Genomic DNA, 21551 nt, shown 5'->3' with positions numbered 1-21551 from the left:
TCGAGGAATGACTGTGAAGAACTGGACCCTGCGCCAACGAATCCTGGCGAGTTTTGCAGTCATCATCGCCATTATGTTGCTAATGGTAGTGGTCTCATATTCACGGCTACTGAAGATCGAAACCGGCGAAACGTCGGTACGCGACGACGCGGTGCCAGGTTTGTTTTTCAGCACGATGATTCGCAGCGCCTGGGTCGACAGTTACCTACAGACCCAGGAACTGATTGGCCTGCACAAGAATCAGGGAATTTCGGACGCCGACAAGCAGGACTACAAGGCCTTTGAAGCTAATCTTGATCAGCATATGGCCAGTTACGTAACCACCATCAATATGGAGCAGGATCGGAGCGAGTTCGCAGCCTTCGAAGCCCTTCGCCAGAACTACAACAAGACTCTCGCCCAGGTCCTGGACTTGCACTTGGCGAACAATGACGCCGAGGCGGTCAAGTTGTTCGACGAGCAACTGACTCCGGCCTGGAACGCAGGCCGCATGAAGCTTAACGACATCATCAATGAGAACAAGCAAGTGGCAGATAACGCCACCGCTGCCATTGACGATGCCGTGGTCGCCGCGAAAGTCAGCATGGGCGTCTCGTTGATCCTGGCGATCCTCGCCGCTGGCCTGTGTGGCCTGTTGCTGATGCGCGCAATCATGGCGCCGATGAAGCGCATCGTCGATATTCTGGAAAACATGCGTACCGGAGACTTGAGCAAGCGCTTGAACCTGGAACGCAAGGACGAATTCGGTGCCGTGGAAACAGGCTTCAACGACATGATGACCGAGCTGACCGCCCTGGTGTCCCAGGCTCAGCGTTCGTCGGTGCAGGTCACTACCTCGGTCACCGAGATCGCCGCCACTTCCAAGCAGCAACAAGCCACTGCCACCGAAACCGCCGCCACGACCACCGAGATTGGCGCCACCTCCCGGGAGATTGCCGCAACCTCCAAGGACCTGGTGCGCACCATGACCGAAGTAGCCACCGCTGCTGACCAGGCCTCGGTGGCCGCCGGTTCCGGCCAGCAAGGCCTGGCGCGCATGGAAGAAACCATGCATTCGGTGATGGGCGCCGCCGATCTGGTCAATGCCAAATTGGCGATCCTCAATGAGAAGGCCGGCAACATCAACCAGGTGGTGGTGACCATCGTCAAAGTGGCTGACCAGACCAACTTGTTGTCCCTCAACGCCGCGATTGAAGCCGAGAAGGCCGGTGAGTACGGTCGTGGTTTTGCGGTGGTCGCCACCGAAGTGCGACGCCTGGCGGATCAGACCGCGGTGGCCACCTACGATATCGAACAGATGGTGCGTGAGATTCAGTCGGCGGTGTCGGCCGGTGTGATGGGCATGGACAAGTTCTCCGAGGAAGTGCGCCGCGGTATGTTCGAAGTGCAGCAAGTGGGGGAGCAGTTATCGCAGATTATTCATCAGGTTCAGGCCCTGGCGCCTAGGGTGCTGATGGTCAACGAAGGCATGCAGGCCCAGGCCACCGGCGCCGAGCAGATCAACCATGCCCTGGTGCAATTGGGCGATGCCAGCAGCCAGACCGTGGAGTCTTTGCGCCAAGCCAGTTTCGCCATCGATGAGCTGAGCCAGGTCGCAGTTGGCCTGCGCAGTGGCGTGTCACGTTTTAAAGTCTGATGAGCGACCTCGCGGCTAAAGGCGGCGTCGTTGCTGCAGCGAAAAAAGCATTGTTCCTGGTGTTTCACATCGGCACCGAACGTTATGCCCTCAAAGCCACCGAAGTGGCCGAAGTGCTGCCGCGCCGGCCTTTGAAACCCATTGCCCATACGCCCGCCTGGGTGGCCGGGATTTTTGCCCATCGTGGGGTAATGGTGCCGGTCATCGACCTCAGTGCCTTGACCTTCGGTTCTCCAGCCCAGGCCCGAACCAGCACGCGGTTGGTGTTGGTCAACTATCGGCCCGAGCCTTGGGTTGATGCGCGCTGGCTGGGGCTGATCCTCGAGCAGGCCACTGATACCCTGCGTTGTGATCCAGCGGATTTCCAGCCCTACGGCCTGGACAATCGCCAGGCACCCTACCTGGGGCCGGTGCGTGAGGACGAGCAAGGTTTGATGCAGTGGATCGGTGTTGGCGACCTGCTGACGGCGCAGGTAAGGACTTTGTTGTTCTCTGACGACCTGACGCCGCAGGAGGCTCGATGAGCGGTGACCAACGTTTTTTCGGCTTCCTTAAAGAGCGCATCGGCCTGGATGTCGCCTCAGTGGGCGAGGCAATCATCGAGCGTGCCGTGCGCCAGCGCAGCCTGGCCTTGCAGGCGCTGACGGCGGATCAGTACTGGCAGCACTTGCAGGCTTCCCATGACGAACAGCAAGCGCTGATCGAAGCGGTGATCGTCCCCGAAACCTGGTTTTTTCGTTACCCCGAATCCTTCGCTACCCTGGCCCGATTGGCCCTGGCCCGCCTGGCCGAGATCAAGCAGATGCGTGCATTACGGATTCTTAGCTTGCCGTGCTCCACCGGCGAGGAGCCGTATTCGATTGCCATGGCCTTGCTCGATGCCGGGCTTGCGCCTCATCAGTTCAAGGTTCGGGGCATGGACGTCAGCCCGCTATCAGTGGAGCGTGCCCGGCACGGCGTGTATGGCAAGAATTCCTTTCGCGGCCAGAATATCGACTTTCGCGAGCGTCACTTCGTCGAGCAAAGCGATGGCTATCGGATTTGCGACCGGGTTCGCGAACAAGTGTGTCTGCACGTGGGCAACTTGCTGGATCCTGGGTTGCTGGCGAATGAGCCAGCCTATGACTTTGTGTTTTGCCGCAACCTGCTGATCTATTTCGATCAGCCGACCCAGAAACAGGTGTTTGAAGTGCTCAAGGGCCTGACCCAAATCGATGGCGTGCTGTTTATCGGCCCTGCCGAAGGCAGTCTGTTGGGGCGCCTTGGCATGCGTTCGATGGGTATGCCGCAGTCATTTGCCTTCAGTCGCCATGCCGAACCGGTGCCTGAACCGGCCTTTGTGCCGATGTCGACGACGTTGCCCCAGCGCCGCGCAGCGCAGATCCCTGCGCGAGCGCGGCCATTCAGTACCTTTGCCGTACCGGCAGTGTCGATCAAGCCGGTACCTGCACAGTCGGATGCAGCCGATCTACTCAGTCAGATCGCGACCTTGGCCAATGAAGGCAAAAGCCTTGAGGCGCGCGCCGCTTGCGAGCGTTATCTACAGAGCCATCCCCCGGCGGCCCAGGTGTTCTATTGGCTGGGCCTGCTCAGTGATGTGGCCGGTAGCCCCCTGGAAGCCCAGGGGTATTATCGAAAAGCCTTGTACCTGGAACCGCAGCACTCGCAGGCCTTGATGCACTTGGCCACGCTGCTCCAATCCCAGGGCGATGTGGTTGGCGCCAGTCGTTTGCAGGCCCGTGCCGCCCGCAGTGAGCGAGCTGACAGTGAGCATAAACGATGATTGATCCTGCATTCCCGGACCTCGGCGCCGACCTGACCCTGGCTGACACCCAGGCTATCGACGATTGCTGGAACCGCATCGGTATCCACGGCGACAAGTCCTGTTCGTTGCTGGCCAAACATATCCACTGTCGTAATTGCTCGGTGTATTGCGCCGCAGCCACCCGTTTGCTCGACCGCTATGCCTTGCAGCAAGACGATCATCACCTGGTGGGGGCGGTGGAGGGTGATGGCGATATTGTCACTCGTTCGCTGCTGATGTTTCGCCTTGGTGAAGAGTGGCTGGGCATCGCCACTCGTTGCCTGGTGGAAGTGGCGCCGTTGCAACCGATTCATTCCTTGCCCCATCAGCGCTCCCGGGCGTTGCTGGGGGTGGCCAATGTGCGCGGTGCCCTGGTGGCCTGCCTGTCGCTGGTGGAGTTGCTGGGGCTGGACAGCTCCATTAGCCCGCCGAGCGGCGGGCGGATAATGCCGCGTATGTTGATCATCGCCGCGCTTGATGGGCCGGTAGTGGTGCCGGTGGATGAAGTGGACGGTATCCATGCCATTGATGAACGCATTTTGAAGACTGCTGCGGTGTCCGGTACCCAGGCCAGCGCCCGCTTTACCCAGGGCGTATTGCCGTTCAAGGGCCGCAGCCTGCGCTGGCTGGACGAGGAACAATTGTTGTCCGCCGTGACCCGGAGTCTCACATGACCCCCGACCAAATGCGTGATGCCTCGTTACTGGAGCTGTTCAGCCTGGAAGCCGACGCCCAGACCCAGGTTCTCAATGCCGGCCTGTTGGCCCTGGAACGCAACCCGACCCAGGCCGATCAGCTCGAAGCCTGCATGCGCGCCGCCCACTCCCTCAAGGGCGCGGCGCGGATTGTCGGCGTGGATGCGGGGGTCAGCGTGGCCCACGTCATGGAAGATTGCCTGGTCAGCGCCCAGGAAGGCCGACTCTACCTGCAACCGGAACATATTGACGCGCTGCTGCAAGGTACTGATTTACTGATGCGCATCGCCACCCCTGGTAATACGCTGGCCCCAGCGGATATTGAGGCGTATGTGGTGTTGATGGCGCGTTTGCTCGATCCCTCGGAACCGGCAGGCAAGGTAGCAGCCCCTGTAACGCCGGCCTTGTCCGGGCTGCCCGTCGAAGAGCTGCTGGCATTGCCGCCTGAGCGTGAGCCCGCCACGCTGGTCGCTGCCGACCGAGCACGGCAGGGCAAACCCATGACCGAAGGCGGTGAGCGGGTATTGCGGGTCACCGCCGAACGCTTGAACAGCCTGCTGGACCTGTCCAGCAAATCCCTGGTGGAAACCCAGCGGCTCCAGCCTTACCTCGTCAGCCTGCAACGTCTCAAACGCATCCAGAGCAACAGTGCTCGGTCCCTGGACAACCTTGATGGCCATCTCAAGACTGTCGAACTGAGCCTGCAAGCCCAGGAAGCCCTGGCCGACACCCGGCGTCTGTTAAGCGAAGCCCAGGCGCTGCTGGCGGAAAAAACTGCCGAGCTGGATGAGTTCGGCTGGCACGCCGGGCAGCGCGCCCAGGTGCTCTACGACACTGCACTGGCCTGCCGCATGCGGCCCTTTGCCGATGTGCTGGCCGGGCAGGTGCGAATGGTCCGCGACCTGGGCCGCAGCCTCGGCAAGCAAGTGCGCCTGGAGATCGAGGGAGAAAAAACCCAGGTCGATCGTGATGTGCTGGGAAAACTCGAGGCACCGCTGACCCACTTATTGCGTAATGCGGTCGACCACGGTATCGAAATGCCCGAGCAGCGACTATTGGCGGGCAAACCGGCGGAAGGCCTGATCCGCCTGCGAGCCTCCCATCAGGCTGGCTTGCTGATGTTGGAATTGAGCGACGACGGCAATGGCGTCGACCTCGAGTGCCTACGATCGACCATCGTCGAGCGCAATCTGTCGCCGCTGGAAACCGCCCTGCGCCTGAGTGAAGAAGAACTGCTGACGTTCCTGTTTCTGCCGGGTTTCAGCCTGCGGGACAAGGTCACTGAAGTGTCCGGCCGTGGTGTCGGCCTTGACGCCGTGCAGCACATGGTTCGCCAACTGCGTGGCGCGGTGCTGCTGGAGCAGACGGCGGGGCAGGGCAGCCGCTTTCATCTGGAAGTACCGCTGACCTTGTCGGTGGTACGCAGCCTGGTGGTAGAAGTCGGTGAGGAGGCCTACGCGTTTCCCCTGGCACATATCGAACGCATGTGCGACCTGGAGCCCGATGACATCGTGCAGTTGGAAGGCCGCCAGCACTTCTGGCATGAAGGCCGGCACGTCGGCCTCGTGGCTGCCAGTCAGTTGCTGCAACGCCCGCCGGGACAAAGCAATGAGCAGACCCTCAAGGTTGTGGTGATCCGTGAGCGGGATGCAGTGTACGGAATCGCCGTGGAACGGTTTGTCGGCGAGCGTACTTTGGTGGTGTTGCCGCTGGATGATCGCCTGGGCAAGGTCCAGGACATCTCTGCTGGGGCCTTGCTCGATGATGGGTCGGTGGTGTTGATCGTCGATGTCGAGGACATGTTGCGCTCGGTGGACAAGCTGCTCAACACCGGTCGTCTGGAGCGCATTGCCAGGCGCAGTCAGCACGTTGCCGAAGCGGCACGCAAGCGTATCCTGGTGGTGGATGACTCGCTTACCGTGCGCGAATTGCAGCGCAAGTTGTTGCTCAATCGTGGTTATGACGTGGCGGTTGCCGTCGATGGCATGGATGGATGGAATGCCTTGCGCTCTGAAAACTTTGACCTGCTCATCACGGACATTGATATGCCTCGTATGGACGGTATCGAATTGGTCACACTTTTGCGCCGTGATACGCGTTTGCAATCGTTGCCCGTGATGGTGGTCTCCTACAAGGATCGGGAAGAAGACCGGCGCCGTGGGTTGGACGCTGGCGCCGACTATTATCTGGCCAAGGCCAGTTTCCACGACGATGCACTGCTGGACGCGGTGGTGGAGCTGATTGGAGGCGCCGGGGCATGAAGATCGCGATTGTCAATGACATGCCCCTGGCCGTTGAGGCGTTACGCCGGGCACTGAGCCTGGAGCCGGCCCATGAAGTGGCATGGGTGGCCAGTAACGGCCTGGAGGCGGTACAACGTTGCGCCGAGCTGACGCCGGACCTGATTCTGATGGACTTGATCATGCCCGTGATGGATGGCGTGGAAGCCACCCGGCAAATCATGGCCGAAACACCGTGCGCGATTGTCATCGTCACCGTGGATCGCCAGGCCAACGTCAGCCGGGTGTTCGAGGCCATGGGCCATGGCGCCCTGGACGTGGTGGACACCCCGGCCCTGGGCGTGGGTAATGCCAAGGAAGCGGCGGCACCGTTGTTGCGCAAGATCTTCAATATCGGCTGGCTGATCGGCCAGCGCAGTGCCCAGGTACGCGCGGAGCCGGCGCCCCTGCGGGCCCCGGGCAAACGCCAGCGGCTGGTAGCCATTGGTTCGTCCGCTGGTGGTCCGGCTGCCCTGGAAGTGCTGCTCAAAGGTTTGCCGCGCAATTTTCCAGCGGCCATTGTGCTGGTACAGCACGTGGATCAGGTCTTTGCCGCCGGCATGGCCGAATGGCTGAGCAGCGCTTCGAGCCTGCCAGTACGCCTGGCCCGGGAAGGCGAGCCGCCGCAAAATGGCGTGGTGCTGCTGGCTGGCACCAATCATCATATCCGTCTGTTGAAGAACGGTACTCTGGCCTACACCGCCGAACCGGTGAACGAGATCTATCGGCCGTCCATCGACGTATTTTTCGAAAGTGTTGCCAGTTATTGGCGCGGCGATGCCATCGGCGTGTTGCTGACCGGTATGGGGCGCGACGGGGCCCAGGGGCTAAAATTGATGCGTCAGCAAGGCTACCTGACCATCGCCCAGGACCAGCAAAGCAGTGCGGTTTATGGCATGCCAAAAGCGGCGGCGGCAATTGATGCCGCTGTTGAAATTCGCCCCTTGGAGCGAATTGCGTCACGATTGCTGGAGGCATTCGCAAAATGATCGATAAAATTCGCTGTCCTGGCCGGCAAAGTAGTAACTCAGGTGACCGCAATGAATGATTTACAGCTCGATGACTTCAAGACAGACGAGAACGCCGCCATGGTGTTGCTGGTCGACGACCAGGCAATGATCGGCGAAGCCGTGCGGCGTGGTCTGGCCCATGAAGACAATATCGACTTCCACTTCTGCGCCGACCCGCACCAGGCCATTGCCCAAGCGATCCGCATCAGGCCGACGGTGATTCTCCAGGACCTGGTGATGCCGGGCCTCGATGGCCTGACGTTGGTGCGCGAATACCGCAACCATCCGGCCACGCAGAATATTCCGATCATCGTGCTCTCGACCAAGGAAGACCCGTTGATCAAGAGCGCGGCGTTTGCCGCCGGGGCCAACGATTACCTGGTCAAGCTGCCAGACAACATCGAACTGGTGGCGCGCATCCGCTATCACTCGCGCTCCTATATGACTCTGTTGCAACGGGATGCGGCCTACCGCGCCTTGCGGGTCAGCCAGCAGCAACTGTTGGACACCAACCTGGTATTGCAACGGTTGATGAACTCTGACGGTCTCACCGGGCTGTCCAACCGCCGGCATTTCGACGAGTACCTGGAACTGGAGTGGCGCCGTGCCATGCGCGACCAGACCCAGTTGTCACTGCTGATGATCGATGTGGATTTCTTCAAGTCCTATAACGACAGCTTCGGCCACCTGGAGGGTGATGAAGCCTTGCGCAAAGTGGCTGAGGCCATTCGTGACGCGAGCAGTCGCCCTTCGGACTTGCCGGCCCGTTACGGCGGTGAAGAGTTTGCCCTGGTGCTGCCCAATACGTCTCCAGGTGGTGCGCGTCTGGTGGCCGAGAAACTGCGCCTGGCCGTCGCGGGCCTGAAAATTCCTCACATCGTCCCGGCCGAAGGCGCGAGCCTGACCATCAGTATTGGCCTGTCGACCATGACGCCCGTACAAGGTACCGATTGCCGGCAACTGATTTCGGCAGCGGACAAGGGGTTATACCTGGCCAAGCATAATGGGCGTAATCAGGCGGGGATCGAGTGATCTGAAACGCTGCTGATGAGTATTCCTACGCCCTGCGTGGGAATGCCACCCTGGACGCTTCGCGTCCCGCTATCGGCACAGGGCTCAAGCCCTGCGCTTCGATTGCGGCGCACAATCCCGCCTTTTCGGCCAGGCGGACTGCCGTTTACAGCCGTTTGCCGTTATACTCGCCGGCTTTCAAAAGTTCGCCAACGAGTGCTGCCCGCCATGGAAATCAACCCGATCCTTAACAGTATCAAGGACCTGTCCGAGCGCTCCGAAACTATTCGGGGGTATCTTTGACTACGATCAAAAGCATGAGCGCCTGACCGAAGTCAATCGCGAGCTTGAAGATCCGAGTGTCTGGAACAACCCTGCCTACGCCCAGGAACTGGGGCGCGAGCGCTCCCTGCTGGCGCAGATCGTAGAAACCCTCGACGAGATGCACTCAGGCCTGGCTGATGCCAAGGACCTGCTGCTGATGTCTGCCGAGGAAGAAGACCAGGCTGCCGTCGATGACGTGGCTGCTGAAGTCGAGCGCTTGCGCGAGTCCCTGGAAAAACTTGAATTCCGCCGTATGTTCAGCGGTGAGATGGATGCCAACAACGCCTACCTGGATATCCAGGCCGGTTCCGGTGGCACCGAGGCCCAGGACTGGGCCAACATCCTGCTGCGCATGTACCTGCGCTGGGCTGACAAGCGCGGTTTCGACGCGACCATCATGGAACTGTCCGCCGGTGAAGTCGCCGGGATCAAGGGCGCGACCATCCATATCAAGGGCGAATACGCCTTTGGCTGGTTGCGTACCGAGATCGGCGTGCACCGCCTGGTGCGCAAGAGTCCGTTCGACTCCGGCAACCGCCGCCACACCTCATTCTCGGCCGTGTTTGTATCGCCGGAAATCGATGACAACATTGAAATCGATATCAACCCGTCGGACCTGCGCATCGACACCTACCGCTCCTCCGGTGCCGGTGGCCAGCACGTAAACACCACGGACTCGGCCGTACGTATCACCCACGTACCGAGCAACACCGTGGTCAGTTGCCAGAACGAACGTTCCCAGCATGCGAACAAAGACACCGCGATGAAAATGTTGCGGGCCCGCTTGTATGAGCAGGAAGTGCAGAAGCGCAACGCCGCGTCCCAGGCCCTGGAAGACACCAAGTCCGACATCGGCTGGGGTCATCAGATTCGCTCCTACGTGCTTGACGCGTCGCGAATCAAGGACCTGCGCACCAACATCGAGCGCAGCGATTGCGACAAGGTCCTCGACGGTGATATCGACGAGTACCTGGTGGCCAGCCTCAAACAAGGCTTGTAAAGACTTTGTAGGAGCGGGGAGGGACGCCTAGTTCTTGCCCGCGATCCCCGGCCGTAGGCCGGGGGCAACGAACCTGATGGAATATTTGAAGACATGAGCGACCAACAACTCGATCCGCAAGCCCTGCAACAGGAAGAAAACACCCTGATCGCCCTGCGCAAGGAAAAGCTTGCGGCCGAGCGCGCCAAGGGCAATGCCTTCCCCAATGACTTCCGTCGCGACGCCTACTGCGAAGACTTGCAGAAACAGTACGCCGACAAGACCAAGGAAGAGCTGGCAGAGGCTGCGATCCCGGTCAAGGTGGCAGGTCGCATCATGCTCAACCGTGGCTCGTTCATGGTGATCCAGGACATGTCCGGGCGCATCCAGGTCTACGTCAATCGCAAGACCTTGCCTGAAGAAACCCTGGCCGCGGTGAAAACCTGGGACCTGGGCGACATTATTGCTGCCGAAGGCACCCTGGCCCGTTCCGGCAAGGGCGACCTGTACGTTGAAATGACCAGTGTGCGCCTGCTGACCAAATCCCTGCGCCCGCTGCCGGACAAGCATCACGGCCTGTCCGACACCGAGCAGCGTTACCGCCAGCGTTACGTTGACCTGATCGTCAACGAAGACGTGCGCCACACCTTCCGCGTGCGTTCGCAAGTGATTGCCCACACCCGCGCCTTCCTGATGAAGCGTGACTTCCTGGAAGTGGAAACGCCGATGCTGCAAACCATTCCCGGGGGGGCTGCAGCCAAGCCTTTCGAGACTCACCACAATGCGCTGGACATGGAAATGTTCCTGCGTATCGCGCCTGAGCTGTACCTCAAGCGCCTGGTGGTTGGCGGCTTCGAGAAAGTGTTCGAGATCAACCGCAACTTCCGTAACGAAGGGGTTTCGACGCGTCACAACCCTGAATTCACCATGTTGGAGTTCTATCAGGCTTACGCCGATTACGAAGACAACATGGACCTGACCGAGGAGCTGTTCCGCGAGTTGGCCGAGTTGGTTCTGGGGACTACCGAGGTGCCATACGGCGACAAGGTGTTCCACTTCGGTGAGCCGTTCGTGCGCCTGTCGGTGTTCGATTCGATCCTCAAGTACAACCCTGAACTGACTGCCGATGACCTGAACGACATCGACAAGGCCCGCGCCATCGCCAAGAAAGCCGGGGCCAAGGTGCTGGGCTTCGAAGGCCTGGGCAAGTTGCAGGTGATGATTTTCGAAGAGCTGGTGGAGCACAAGCTGGAGCAGCCGCATTTCATTACCCAGTACCCCTTTGAAGTGTCGCCGCTGGCCCGTCGCAACGATGACAACCCGAACGTTACCGACCGTTTCGAGTTGTTCATTGGCGGCCGTGAGATTGCCAACGCCTACTCCGAGCTCAACGATGCGCAGGACCAGGCCGAACGCTTCATGGCCCAGGTGGCCGACAAGGACGCTGGCGACGACGAAGCCATGCACTACGACGCCGACTTCGTCCGCGCCCTGGAATACGGCATGCCACCTACGGCCGGTGAGGGTATCGGTATCGACCGCCTGGTGATGCTGTTGACCAACTCACCGTCGATCCGCGACGTGATCTTGTTCCCGCACATGCGGCCACAAGCATAAAAGCAGCCGCCTTTATATAAGGCGGCTTTTTTTTGACCGGTGGGAGGCAGCAGCTCCAAGCTGTAAGCTATCCCGTATCCGCTCATAGCTTGGAGCTTGAAGCTTGCAACTCTCGCCATCCTCAATTGCCGCCTCGGTGGCCGAAAGCGTTCAGTATCAGGGCCGCAAGGCCAGTCGACAGGGCAGTGAGCAGCGCCGGCAAGATATTCTCGATGCCGCCATGCGTATCGTCGTGCGTGATGGCGTGCGCGCCGTTCGGCACCGGGCGGTGGCGGCAGAAGCGGGAGTGCCGTTGTCGGCCACTACCTACTATTTCAAGGATATCGATGACCTGCTCACCGACACGTTCGCCCAATACGTGGAGCGCAGTGCGGCGTTCATGGGCAAGCTGTGGGTGTGCAATGAAGGCTTATTGCGCGAAATGGTGGCCTACGGCGGTGGCAGTGCGCAGTCCCGCTCTCCGCTAGCCGATGAGATTGCGCAGATGACCGCCGATTACGTCCAGCGGCAATTGCTCAACCGCCGTGAGTACCTGATGGCCGAGCAGGCTTTTCGCCAGGAAGCGTTGTTGAACCCACGCTTGGCTGACCTGGTGCATTCCCACCAGCAAATCCTGTTGCAGGGCACTTGCCAGTTTTTCCAGGTGCTGGGTTCCCGGGAGCCGCAACAGGATGCCAAAGTGTTGACGGCGATTATCGGCCGGATGGAATATCAGGGGCTGCTTGGCGGCGTAGAGCCTTTGACCGCAGAGGAAATGCTGGAAATCCTCAAGCGTTACATGCACCTGGTACTGGCTTCGGTGTAACGATTGGGCAAAAGGTACTACCGTTGAGCCCATGCTCGAGCGGCACGCGGGCACATAACGCTTAAAGAGGGAACACCGGGTGGACGATTACCAGCAGACGATACGCACCTTGTCTGATCGCATTGTGCTGGCGCAAACACCGATTCGTGTTCTTGATGCGGTGAAGTGGGACGAGAATATCCGTATGGGTTTTCTCAAGGCCAAGGGCAAGGAAATGCCAGCGGTGGGCCGCGACTATTACCTGAACCGTCCGCTGTCGTTCGATCCTGGTGCGGTGAAGCTGGAGTTCCAGAACATCGAGCGCGACATCACCCGTACCCTCGGCCAGTTCAACCCGGTGGGGCAGATCATGCGGCGCATGTGCAAGGAATACCGCATGGTAGTGCGCATGCTCGAGGCCCGCGGCACCGCTGATTTCGGCCTGATCTCCCAGGAACTGTATGGCGCCGCCTCCGATGCGTTCCACGCCGGTGATCCCACCCTGGCCGACTTGGGCCTGATGCTCTCCGATTACCTGAACAACATCGACGGCCGTGGCGATCTCAAGGACGAAGCCAAGACCTTGACCGCCAAGGACGCCGTCAGCCTGCTGCAAAGTCGTCTGAACAAAGTGTTTGGCGAGGCCGAGGAGACCATCCGGGTATTTGAGTCCGACGGTATTGTCGCCGATGCGGCGGCAGGAGCCGACTACATCAAGATTCGCGCCGATGCGATGTTCAACAATCGCGACGTGCGAGCGCTGGAAGTCCATGAGGGCCTGGTGCATGTGGGCACAACCCTCAATGGCCAGAATCAGCCGATCTGCACCTTCCTTTCAAAAGGCCCGCCGTCGTCTACCGTCACCCAGGAAGGCCTGGCGATCCTGATGGAGATCATTACCTTCGCCTCCTACCCGAGCCGTCTGCGCAAGTTGACCAACCGCACCCGCGCCATTCATATGGTGGAGGAGGGGGCCGACTTCCTGCAGATCTATGAGTTCTTCCGTGAGCAGGGTTTTGAAATGGCCGAAAGCTACGGCAATGCCAGCCGGGTGTTCCGGGGTTCCGTGCCCGATGGCCTGCCGTTCACCAAGGACCTGTCCTACCTCAAGGGCTTTATCATGGTCTACAACTACATCCAGCTGGCGGTGCGCAAAGGCAAGCTGGAGCAGGTGCCGCTGCTGTTCTGTGGCAAGACCACCCTGGAGGACATGCGCACCTTGCGCCAGTTGGTGGATGAAGGGTTGGTGGTGCCGCCCAAGTACCTGCCCGAGCAGTTTCGCGACATGAATGCATTGGCGGCCTGGATGTGTTTCTCCAACTTCCTTAACCACCTGAGCCTGGACCGGATCGAAGCGGATTACTCTAATATCCTTTGACGCTGAGCATTCCCACGCAGAGCGTGGGAATGCTCATGGGGTGATGATTTTGAGCTACAGAGTGAGGCTTCAACGGATGAGAAACCTCGGCATTCTTTGCCTGCTACTGATGCTTAATGGTTGCAGTTCGTTGTTGTTCTATCCCGAGCCCGGGCTGCCCTTCACCCCGGAAAAAGCCCATCTGCACTACCGCGACGTGACCCTGGTCACCGCCGACGGCCTCAAGCTGCACGCCTGGTGGCTACCCGCCAAGGCCGGTGTGCCGCTCAAGGGTACGGTGTTGCACCTGCACGGCAACGGCGGCAACCTGGCCTGGCACCTGGGCGGCAGTTGGTGGTTGCCGGAGCAGGGTTATCAAGTGCTATTGCTGGACTATCGCGGCTATGGACTTTCCGCAGGCAAACCCACATTGCCCGCGATCTATCAGGACCTCGATGCCGCGTTCAACTGGATCGACAATGCTCCTGAAACCCAGGGTCAGCCGCTGGTCATTCTTGGCCAAAGCCTGGGTGGCGCCCTGGCGGTGCATTACCTGGTGGAGCACCCCGAGCGTCAACGTCAGCTCAAGGCCCTGGTCCTGGATGGCGTGCCGGCCAGTTATCGTGACGTAGGGCAATTCGCCTTGAGCACTTCCTGGTTAACCTGGCCACTCCAGGTGCCGTTGTCCTGGCTGGTGCCGGACGCCGACAGTGCGATCTATGCCATGCCCCGGCTGACAGGCGTGCCAAAATTGCTGTTCCACAGCCTGGATGATCCGGTCGTGCCGCTTTCCAACGGCATTCGCCTGTATCAAGCTGCGCCGCCGCCCAGGGTGCTGCAGTTGACCCGAGGTGGGCATGTGCAGACATTTGCCGACAAGACCTGGCAAACCGTGATGCTGCGTTATCTCGACGACCCGCAGCACTTCAACGGCCTGCGCCGCCTGGGCGAAATTCCCAATTATCCGCTTGCCCCGAACGCCACTATTGAATCATCAGAGAGCCCACAATGAGTGAAGAACGCAACGCCATTCCCCTGATTCTCACCGGTATTGGCACCATCATCGGCACCGTGGGCTGCCTGTGGTACTACGGCTACCTGCACTTCGCCAAGCCTGAGGATGGGTTGTTGCTCAGTGACTTCACCATGCTCAAGACCGTACCGGGCGAAGACTACAAAGTTTCCCTGACGCCGGCAGCCCAGGTGGCGCAATGCGTCGATGGCGTGCTGGTGCTGTTTGATACTGAGCAGAAAGGCCTGACCGGCGTGTTGGTCAATAGCAAGAAACAGGCTGTGCGCTGCATGGGCCAGGAGACGCCACAACTGGAGGAGTAGTCGCCCTCTGTTGATCCGCACCGAGGTAGTGCCAGAACCAAAGAACCCCGCCAATCGGCGGGGTTCTTTATGACGCATCAATCAATCAGTTTGCCACTGAAGAACGTGGTTTGACTGGCTGGTTGTCGTTGGAGATGGTCACTTCCACGCGGCGGTTCATGGCGCGGCCTGATACGCTGGCGTTGTCGGCAACAGGGTAGGACTTGCCATAGCCTGCAGTCACGATGCGGTTTGGATTGACGCCCATCTTGATCAGCGCAACCTGAACCGAAGCGGCGCGGCGCTCGGACAAGCTCTGATTGTAGGAGTCGCTACCGGTGCTGTCGGTGTAACCCTCGACGATCACCTGGCGATCCTGGTTTTCCTGTAGGAACTGCGCCAGTTTGTTGATGTTCACCAAACCGCTGGATTTCAGGTCGGACTTGTTGGTCGCGAACAGCACATCACCAAACGTCACCAGGGTGCCGCGATCGGTCTGCTTGGCATTCAAGCTGCTTTGCAATTGCTTGATCTGCGCGTCACGGGCTTCCAGCAGGGCACGAGCACGTTCATCGCCGGCGTTTTTCAGCTTGGATTCGGACTCGCGCAGGGCGATGGTGTCCTTGGCAACTTCAACACGCTGGTTGGTCAGGTAGGCCAACTGATCGACTTTTTTCTCGTCTTCGTTGTCGCGGTAGGCTTTGTCAGCCTTGTCCAGCCACTCGCTGGCGTCCTTGGTTTCCAGGGCCGCGATCTTTGTGGATTGAGGGTTGGCTTGCAAGGCCGAAAAATTGGTCCGTGCGCTTTCCAGGTTTGCGTTCGGCGGGGTGGAGCAAGCGGCCAAGGCAACGCTCATGGCCAGCAGGGCAGGGATCATCAATTGTTTACGCATAGTAGTGTCGTCCTTTCAATTCGATTTCGGGTGCAATGCAATCAGAGGTCAATGACTTACTGCTGGATAGCAGCCGGACGCATACCTTCGTGACGCAGCTCCTGAACAGCTTTCTGGGAATCCTTCACTGCGTGTTCGGCTTTGGCGGCTTGAGCTTTACGCTCGGCGACGCGAGCATCCCACTCCGCTTGTTCGGCCAGGCGGCGGGCCTCGTCATACTTTTTGTCGTGCATGGCAATTTCGGCTTGCTTGAGTTTGTCCTGGGCCGACTTCATTTCCACGGCCGCGAACTCGGTTCCGCCAGCGCTGACGGCGCTATTCACTGCCGACTGGGTCACGGCGTACTGTTCAGTCGGTGGGTTGCCGGCGCAACCGGCCAATACGAAACTGGTACCGACTGCCAGTGCGGCCAATTTGAGCCCGCGCAGAGGGTTAAACGAGGATTTGGCTGTGCTGGTCTTCATGATCTTCAACTCCATTGGGTAACTCCTGAAAAACATCAAAATCCATCGCAGGTACGCAGTGTGTACAGGCTCTGGCGGTAAAGCCCGGGACGCCTTTCAAACGGCTGTTCCAAGTGATGGCTTATTGGCTGTGACCTGAGGCATTTTTGAATAGTTCAGCGAAAGATGGCGATTTGCCTAAAAAAATGCTGACTGAACGGTCAGCGTCTGGAGGTCGGAACTTTTGCCTGGGCCAGAGGTATTCCGGGCCTGTGAAAGGTCAGGAATGCAGAAGGGTGAAGTTGGGCGGCGCAGGTTTATCAGTGTTTCTGATTGCCCGGCTCATCTGACAGGTCGTGCAGATAACGACGAGACAGTGCAAGGAAACGTGGTGTAGGGCCGACGTCTTCGTACAAAGGATCGCCTTCTTCATCCGTGGCAATCACATGCTGGCCTTTAACATACGGAAAGCTGGTTTCCAGTTCCTCGAGGGCAGCGCCAATCAGTTCGCCTAGCAGCTCTTCGGGGTTGCGCCTTGGGTACATTTCGCAAATAGCCGCGAGCCGGGCGGCGGACTCCACATCCAAATGGATGGCATATTGGGTTTTGGTCAAGCGGCCCTTGGTGTTTTCTTCCCAATGCAGGGTCAATTCTCGAATTTTCATGGCAACCTCGATAAAACTTACGTGAACGGGCGATCCCGCGGGCCGCAGCGCAGCCTCGTGCTTTGGCGGCGGCTACAGTTGAGACTAGCTGCAAGCCACAAGGTTTAAAGCCAATTGTCCTGATCCTTGTAAGAAGTCGGCGCGAGCGGCACTCTTGAGCGTCAAAGCATCCCGGATTTCTGGCTGGAGATTGGCTGATGAGCGATATCGATGCACGTTTGCGTGAAGATGTTCACCTGCTGGGTGAGTTGCTGGGCAATACGATTCGAGAACAGTACGGCGATAAATTTCTCGACAAGATCGAGCAGATTCGCAAGGGCGCCAAGGCTGATCGCCGGGGAGCGGCATCGGAACAGGCCGCCGGCGAAGAACTGAGCGCCAGCCTCAATCAGCTCAAGGAAGATGAGCTGCTACCGGTGGCACGCGCCTTCAATCAGTTTCTCAACCTGGCCAACATCGCCGAGCAGTACCAGTTGATCCATCGCCGTGACGAGTCGACGCCGGCACCCTTTGAGTCGAGGGTATTGCCCGAACTGCTGGCACGTTTGCAGAGCGAAGGTCACAGCAGCGAATCCCTGGCTCGTCAGTTGGGCCGCCTGGACATCGAACTGGTCCTCACCGCCCATCCCACTGAAGTGGCGCGCCGTACCCTGATCCAGAAATACGATGCCATCGCCGCGCAACTGGCCCTGCAGGATCACCGTGACCTCACCCGCGCCGAGCGCGAACAGATCCGCCAACGCCTGCAACGCTTGATTGCCGAAGCCTGGCACACCGAAGAAATCCGCCGTACCCGGCCGACCCCCGTAGACGAAGCCAAATGGGGCTTTGCGGTGATCGAGCACTCCCTGTGGCAGGCTATTCCCAATTACCTGCGCAAGGCTGATCTGGCCTTGCACGCTGCCACTGGCCTGCGTTTGCCCCTGGAAGCGGCCCCGATTCGCTTCGCCTCATGGATGGGCGGCGACCGCGATGGCAATCCCAATGTCACCGCGCCTGTCACCCGCGAAGTGTTGCTGCTGGCCCGCTGGATGGCCGCCGACCTGTATCTGCGCGATATCGACCAGTTGGCGTCGGAACTGTCGATGCAACAGGCCAGCCCTGAGCTCCAGGCCAAGGTTGGCGACAGTGTTGAACCTTACCGGGCGCTGCTCAAACAACTGCGCGAACGCCTGCGCGCCACTCGCCAATGGGCTCACACTTCGTTGACCGCCAGCATCCCGGCGCCTGCCGAGGTGTTGCAAAACAACCGCGACCTGCTGGAGCCGCTGGAGCTGTGTTTTCAGTCGCTGCACGCTTGTGGCATGGGGGTGATTGCCGACGGGCCACTGCTCGATTGCCTGCGCCGGGCGGTCACCTTTGGTCTGTTCCTGGTGCGTCTGGATGTACGCCAGGATTCCAGCCGCCATAGTGCGGCCATGACCGAAATTACCGATTACCTGGGCCTGGGGCGTTACGAGGACTGGGACGAGGACGCACGTATCAGTTTCCTGATGCGCGAACTGGCCAACCGTCGGCCTTTGTTGCCGAGCTATTTCAAACCGTCCGCCGACACCGCCGAAGTACTCAATACCTGCAAGGAGATCGCCGACGCACCGGCAGCATCCCTGGGGTCCTACGTCATTTCCATGGCGGGTGCCGCGTCCGATGTGCTGGCGGTGCAATTGTTGCTCAAGGAGTCAGGTGTGCAGCGGCCGATGCGCGTGGTGCCATTGTTCGAAACCCTGGCCGACCTGGACAACGCCGGCCCGGTGATCGAGCGCCTGTTGCTGCTGCCGGGCTATCGCTCGCGGTTGCAGGGGCCGCAGGAAGTGATGATCGGTTACTCTGATTCGGCCAAGGATGCGGGCACCACCGCCGCCGCTTGGGCGCAATACCGGGCCCAGGAGCGTCTGGTGGACATCTGCCGTGAACAGCAGGTGGAACTGTTGTTGTTCCACGGTCGCGGCGGCACCGTTGGCCGTGGTGGCGGCCCGGCCCACGCGGCGATTCTGTCACAGCCGCCAGGTTCGGTGGCCGGGCGTTTTCGCACCACCGAGCAAGGGGAGATGATCCGCTTTAAGTTCGGCCTGCCGGACATCGCCGAGCAGAACCTCAACCTGTACCTGGCGGCTGTGCTGGAGGCGACCTTGTTGCCACCGCCGCCACCTGAACCCGCATGGCGCAACTTGATGGATGAGTTGGCGGCTGACGGCGTCAGCGCCTATCGCGCGGTGGTTCGGGAAAACCCGCAGTTCGTCGAGTACTTCCGCCAGTCCACCCCGGAACAGGAACTGGGCCGCTTGCCCTTGGGTAGCCGGCCAGCCAAGCGCCGTGCTGGCGGCATCGAGAGCCTGCGGGCGATCCCCTGGATTTTCGGCTGGACCCAGACCCGCCTGATGCTGCCGGCCTGGCTTGGCTGGGAAGCGGCCCTGAGCAAGGCCCTGGAGCGTGGTGAGGGTCAATTGCTGGGGCAGATGCGCGAGCAATGGCCATTCTTCCGCACCCGCATCGATATGCTGGAAATGGTCCTGGCCAAGGCCGACGCTGATATCGCCCGCTTGTATGACGAGCGTCTGGTGCAACCTGACTTGCTGCCATTGGGGGTGCATTTACGCGACCTATTGTCGCAGGCGTGCAGCGTGGTGCTCGGCCTGACCGGCCAATCGCAATTGCTGGCCCATAGTCCGGACACCCTGGAGTTCATCCGCCTGCGCAACACTTACCTCGACCCGTTGCACCTTCTACAGGCAGAGCTGTTGGCCCGCTCCCGACAACAGGACGCGGCCCAAGGCAGCCCTCTGGAACAGGCGTTGCTGGTGTCGGTGGCCGGTATTGCCGCTGGCTTGCGCAACACGGGCTGATATTTCTGACGTGTTCTCAAGGGCTTGCAGACAAAGCCCGGCGTCGTCTCCAAAGAGGCGGCGCGGGGTTTTGTCGCCGGGTTGCGCTTGGCAATACCCGAGTTATAACGCCTGCGTGGCGTGGGTTACTCCTACTTTTGGCGGCTTGTGTGGTTAGGGCCTGCTGTGTATCTTGGTCAGCCTTTGGCCGTTTGGGCGGCCTGGACCCATATTTACGAGATTGGCCCCATGCGGCGAATCCGAGCGTCATCTCTATAAAAAATTGAGGAGCACATCGATGCGCGTCATTCTGCTGGGAGCTCCCGGGGCCGGTAAAGGTACTCAGGCAAAGTTCATCACTGAAAAGTTCGGCATTCCACAAATCTCCACCGGCGACATGCTGCGTGCGGCCGTCAAGGCTGGCACCGAGCTGGGCCTGATCGCCAAGAGCGTGATGGACAGCGGTGGCCTGGTCTCCGATGACCTGATCATCAATTTGGTCAAGGAACGCATCAGCCAGGACGACTGCAAGAACGGTTTCCTGTTCGACGGTTTTCCACGCACCATTCCTCAGGCTGAAGCTTTGGTGAAGGCCGGTGTCGAGTTGGATCACGTGGTTGAAATCGCCGTCGAAGACGAAGAAATCGTCCAGCGTATTGCCGGGCGCCGTGTTCATGAAGCCTCGGGCCGCGTCTACCACATCGTCTACAACCCGCCAAAAGTGGAAGGCAAGGACGACGTTACTGGCGACGAACTGGTACAGCGCAAGGACGACACCGAAGAAACCGTGCGTCATCGCCTGTCGGTCTACCATTCCCAGACTAAGCCGCTGGTGGATTTCTACCAGAAACTGTCGGCTGCCCAAGGCAAGCCGAAGTACAGTCACATCGAAGGTGTGGGTTCGGTTGAAGCCATTACCGGCAAAGTACTGAACGCGTTGAGCTGATAGCTTTGCAGTAATCGTGCAGGAGCCAGTTTGGTCCGAGAAACCGGAGGAATGCGCCATCTTTGGATTTTTCGCGAGCAAGTTCGCTCCTACACAACGGCCCGCTTGCGGGCCGTTGTTGTTTATACTGGCGCACTTTCTCGACTTGGACACAAACCCCGATGAGCACCTTGCTGGCCCTGGACACCGCGACTGAAGCTTGCTCCGTTGCCTTGCTGCACGATGGCAAGGTAACGAGCCACTACGAGGTGATCCCGCGCCTGCATGCGCAAAAGCTGTTGCCGATGATCAAGCAATTGCTGGAAGACGCAGGTACCACCTTGTCGGCGGTGGACGCCATCGCCTTTGGCCGAGGCCCGGGTGCTTTCACCGGCGTGCGGATTGCCATTGGTGTGGTCCAGGGGCTGGCGTTTGCGCTGGAGCGTCCGGTATTGCCGGTGTCCAACCTGGCGGTGTTGGCGCAACGGGCCTTTCGTGAACAGGGTGCAAGTCAGGTCGCTGCGGCCATCGATGCACGCATGGATGAAGTCTATTGGGGCTGCTACCGCGAAACCGCTGGCGAGATGCGCCTGGTAGGTGTTGAAGCCGTGCAGCCGCCGCAAGCAGCTGCCTTGCCGGTTGATGCCAGCGGCGAATGGTTCGGGGCTGGCACCGGTTGGGGTTATGCCGAGCGAATGGGAGTGCAGCTCAGTGGGCAGGATGCGGGCATGTTGCCTCATGCTGAAGACTTGCTGACCCTGGCGCGATTTGCCTGGGCGCGCGGGGAGGCCATCCCGGCTGATCAAGCACAGCCTGTGTATCTGCGCGATAAAGTGGCGAAGACCAAGGCTGAACGCCAGCTTTGACAGCTCGCAAGTCCGCTCCCGCACGTAAAATCATCGCCAACCGTCAGAAAGTATCGGCGCCTTTAAACCTTTATCCATTTATGTGTTCTAGTGATTACCAGAGCATTTGCGCGCCAAGGAAGTGGCCG

Annotated in this window: 19 protein-coding genes; 16 read left to right on the top strand and 3 right to left on the bottom strand. The window is 59.8% G+C overall.

Annotated elements, in window-relative coordinates:
- Positions 1-13 precede the first annotated feature (13 nt).
- From GIR22_RS14705 to GIR22_RS14645, 13 genes are all read left to right on the top strand, one after another.
- Positions 14-1636 carry a methyl-accepting chemotaxis protein gene (locus tag GIR22_RS14705; RefSeq protein ID WP_178122259.1) on the top strand — a complete coding sequence of 541 codons (1623 nt, stop codon included), beginning with the start codon at positions 14-16 and terminating at the stop codon, positions 1634-1636.
- Complete coding sequence (locus tag GIR22_RS14700) at positions 1636-2160, top strand: chemotaxis protein CheW (RefSeq protein ID WP_154744033.1); 525 nt, start codon at positions 1636-1638, stop codon at positions 2158-2160. Before GIR22_RS14705 ends, GIR22_RS14700 begins: the two co-directional genes overlap by 1 nt.
- Positions 2157-3419 (top strand): CheR family methyltransferase, encoded by a 1263-nt coding sequence (locus tag GIR22_RS14695; protein ID WP_154744032.1) that lies wholly within the window; start codon positions 2157-2159, stop codon positions 3417-3419. Before GIR22_RS14700 ends, GIR22_RS14695 begins: the two co-directional genes overlap by 4 nt.
- Positions 3416-4114, top strand: coding sequence for a chemotaxis protein CheW (locus GIR22_RS14690; RefSeq protein ID WP_154744031.1), 699 nt, complete (start codon positions 3416-3418; stop codon positions 4112-4114). Before GIR22_RS14695 ends, GIR22_RS14690 begins: the two co-directional genes overlap by 4 nt.
- A complete protein-coding gene (locus GIR22_RS14685) occupies positions 4111-6396 on the top strand; it encodes a hybrid sensor histidine kinase/response regulator (protein WP_154744030.1) in 2286 nt (761 codons plus the stop codon). The genes GIR22_RS14690 and GIR22_RS14685 overlap by 4 nt, the downstream gene beginning before the upstream one ends.
- A complete protein-coding gene (gene cheB, locus GIR22_RS14680) occupies positions 6393-7403 on the top strand; it encodes a chemotaxis response regulator protein-glutamate methylesterase (protein ID WP_154744029.1) in 1011 nt (336 codons plus the stop codon). The genes GIR22_RS14685 and cheB overlap by 4 nt, the downstream gene beginning before the upstream one ends.
- A gap of 51 nt (positions 7404-7454) precedes the next feature.
- A complete protein-coding gene (locus GIR22_RS14675) occupies positions 7455-8456 on the top strand; it encodes a diguanylate cyclase domain-containing protein (protein WP_154744028.1) in 1002 nt (333 codons plus the stop codon).
- Positions 8457-8663: 207 nt separating this feature from the next.
- Positions 8664-9759 (top strand): peptide chain release factor 2 gene (gene prfB / locus GIR22_RS14670; RefSeq protein ID WP_154744027.1). Its coding sequence is split into 2 segments (ribosomal slippage): positions 8664-8735 and positions 8737-9759, totalling 1095 coding nucleotides; the frame shifts between segments, so codons are not numbered across the junction.
- Positions 9760-9852: 93 nt separating this feature from the next.
- On the top strand, positions 9853-11355 hold the full coding sequence (gene lysS, locus GIR22_RS14665; protein ID WP_154744026.1) for a lysine--tRNA ligase: 1503 nt from the start codon (positions 9853-9855) through the stop codon (positions 11353-11355).
- Positions 11356-11458: 103 nt separating this feature from the next.
- Positions 11459-12160 (top strand): TetR/AcrR family transcriptional regulator, encoded by a 702-nt coding sequence (locus tag GIR22_RS14660; protein ID WP_154744025.1) that lies wholly within the window; start codon positions 11459-11461, stop codon positions 12158-12160.
- A gap of 79 nt (positions 12161-12239) precedes the next feature.
- Entirely contained in the window at positions 12240-13517 is a 1278-nt protein-coding gene (locus GIR22_RS14655; protein WP_178122258.1) for a flavohemoglobin expression-modulating QEGLA motif protein, read from the top strand.
- A gap of 76 nt (positions 13518-13593) precedes the next feature.
- The gene (locus tag GIR22_RS14650; protein ID WP_154744024.1) at positions 13594-14508 is read left to right on the top strand and encodes an alpha/beta hydrolase; all 915 of its coding nucleotides are present in this window, start codon (positions 13594-13596) and stop codon (positions 14506-14508) included.
- Positions 14505-14831: a PA3694 family proteiin gene (locus GIR22_RS14645; protein ID WP_154744023.1), complete on the top strand. Its 327-nt coding sequence runs from the start codon at positions 14505-14507 to the stop codon at positions 14829-14831. Before GIR22_RS14650 ends, GIR22_RS14645 begins: the two co-directional genes overlap by 4 nt.
- An 85-nt stretch (positions 14832-14916) precedes the next feature.
- Here GIR22_RS14645 and lptF read toward each other — a convergent pair whose 3' ends face one another.
- The 3 genes from lptF to GIR22_RS14630 all read right to left on the bottom strand — a co-directional run bounded on the left by lptF (position 14917) and on the right by GIR22_RS14630 (position 16810).
- The gene (gene lptF / locus GIR22_RS14640) at positions 14917-15702 is read right to left on the bottom strand and encodes a lipotoxin F family OmpA-related lipoprotein LptF (protein WP_154744022.1); all 786 of its coding nucleotides are present in this window, start codon (positions 15700-15702) and stop codon (positions 14917-14919) included.
- Positions 15703-15758: 56 nt separating this feature from the next.
- On the bottom strand, positions 15759-16181 hold the full coding sequence (locus GIR22_RS14635) for a DUF4398 domain-containing protein (RefSeq protein ID WP_154744021.1): 423 nt from the start codon (positions 16179-16181) through the stop codon (positions 15759-15761).
- Positions 16182-16465: 284 nt separating this feature from the next.
- Positions 16466-16810, bottom strand: coding sequence for a pilin assembly protein (locus GIR22_RS14630; RefSeq protein ID WP_154744020.1), 345 nt, complete (start codon positions 16808-16810; stop codon positions 16466-16468).
- Between the two features lie 197 nt (positions 16811-17007).
- Between GIR22_RS14630 and ppc the strand changes: the two genes are divergently transcribed.
- The 3 genes from ppc to tsaB all read left to right on the top strand — a co-directional run bounded on the left by ppc (position 17008) and on the right by tsaB (position 21423).
- Complete coding sequence (ppc, locus tag GIR22_RS14625) at positions 17008-19653, top strand: phosphoenolpyruvate carboxylase (protein ID WP_154744019.1); 2646 nt, start codon at positions 17008-17010, stop codon at positions 19651-19653.
- A gap of 277 nt (positions 19654-19930) precedes the next feature.
- A complete protein-coding gene (gene adk, locus GIR22_RS14620; protein WP_154744018.1) occupies positions 19931-20578 on the top strand; it encodes an adenylate kinase in 648 nt (215 codons plus the stop codon).
- A gap of 161 nt (positions 20579-20739) precedes the next feature.
- A complete protein-coding gene (gene tsaB / locus GIR22_RS14615) occupies positions 20740-21423 on the top strand; it encodes a tRNA (adenosine(37)-N6)-threonylcarbamoyltransferase complex dimerization subunit type 1 TsaB (protein ID WP_154744017.1) in 684 nt (227 codons plus the stop codon).
- The last annotated feature ends 128 nt before the right edge of the window (positions 21424-21551 follow it).

The organism is Pseudomonas karstica (genome assembly GCF_009707515.1).
Lineage (GTDB): Bacteria > Pseudomonadota > Gammaproteobacteria > Pseudomonadales > Pseudomonadaceae > Aquipseudomonas > Aquipseudomonas karstica.
The sequence above is the reverse complement of the archived record's forward strand: the minus strand, read 5'-3'. Positions and strand labels throughout refer to the sequence as shown.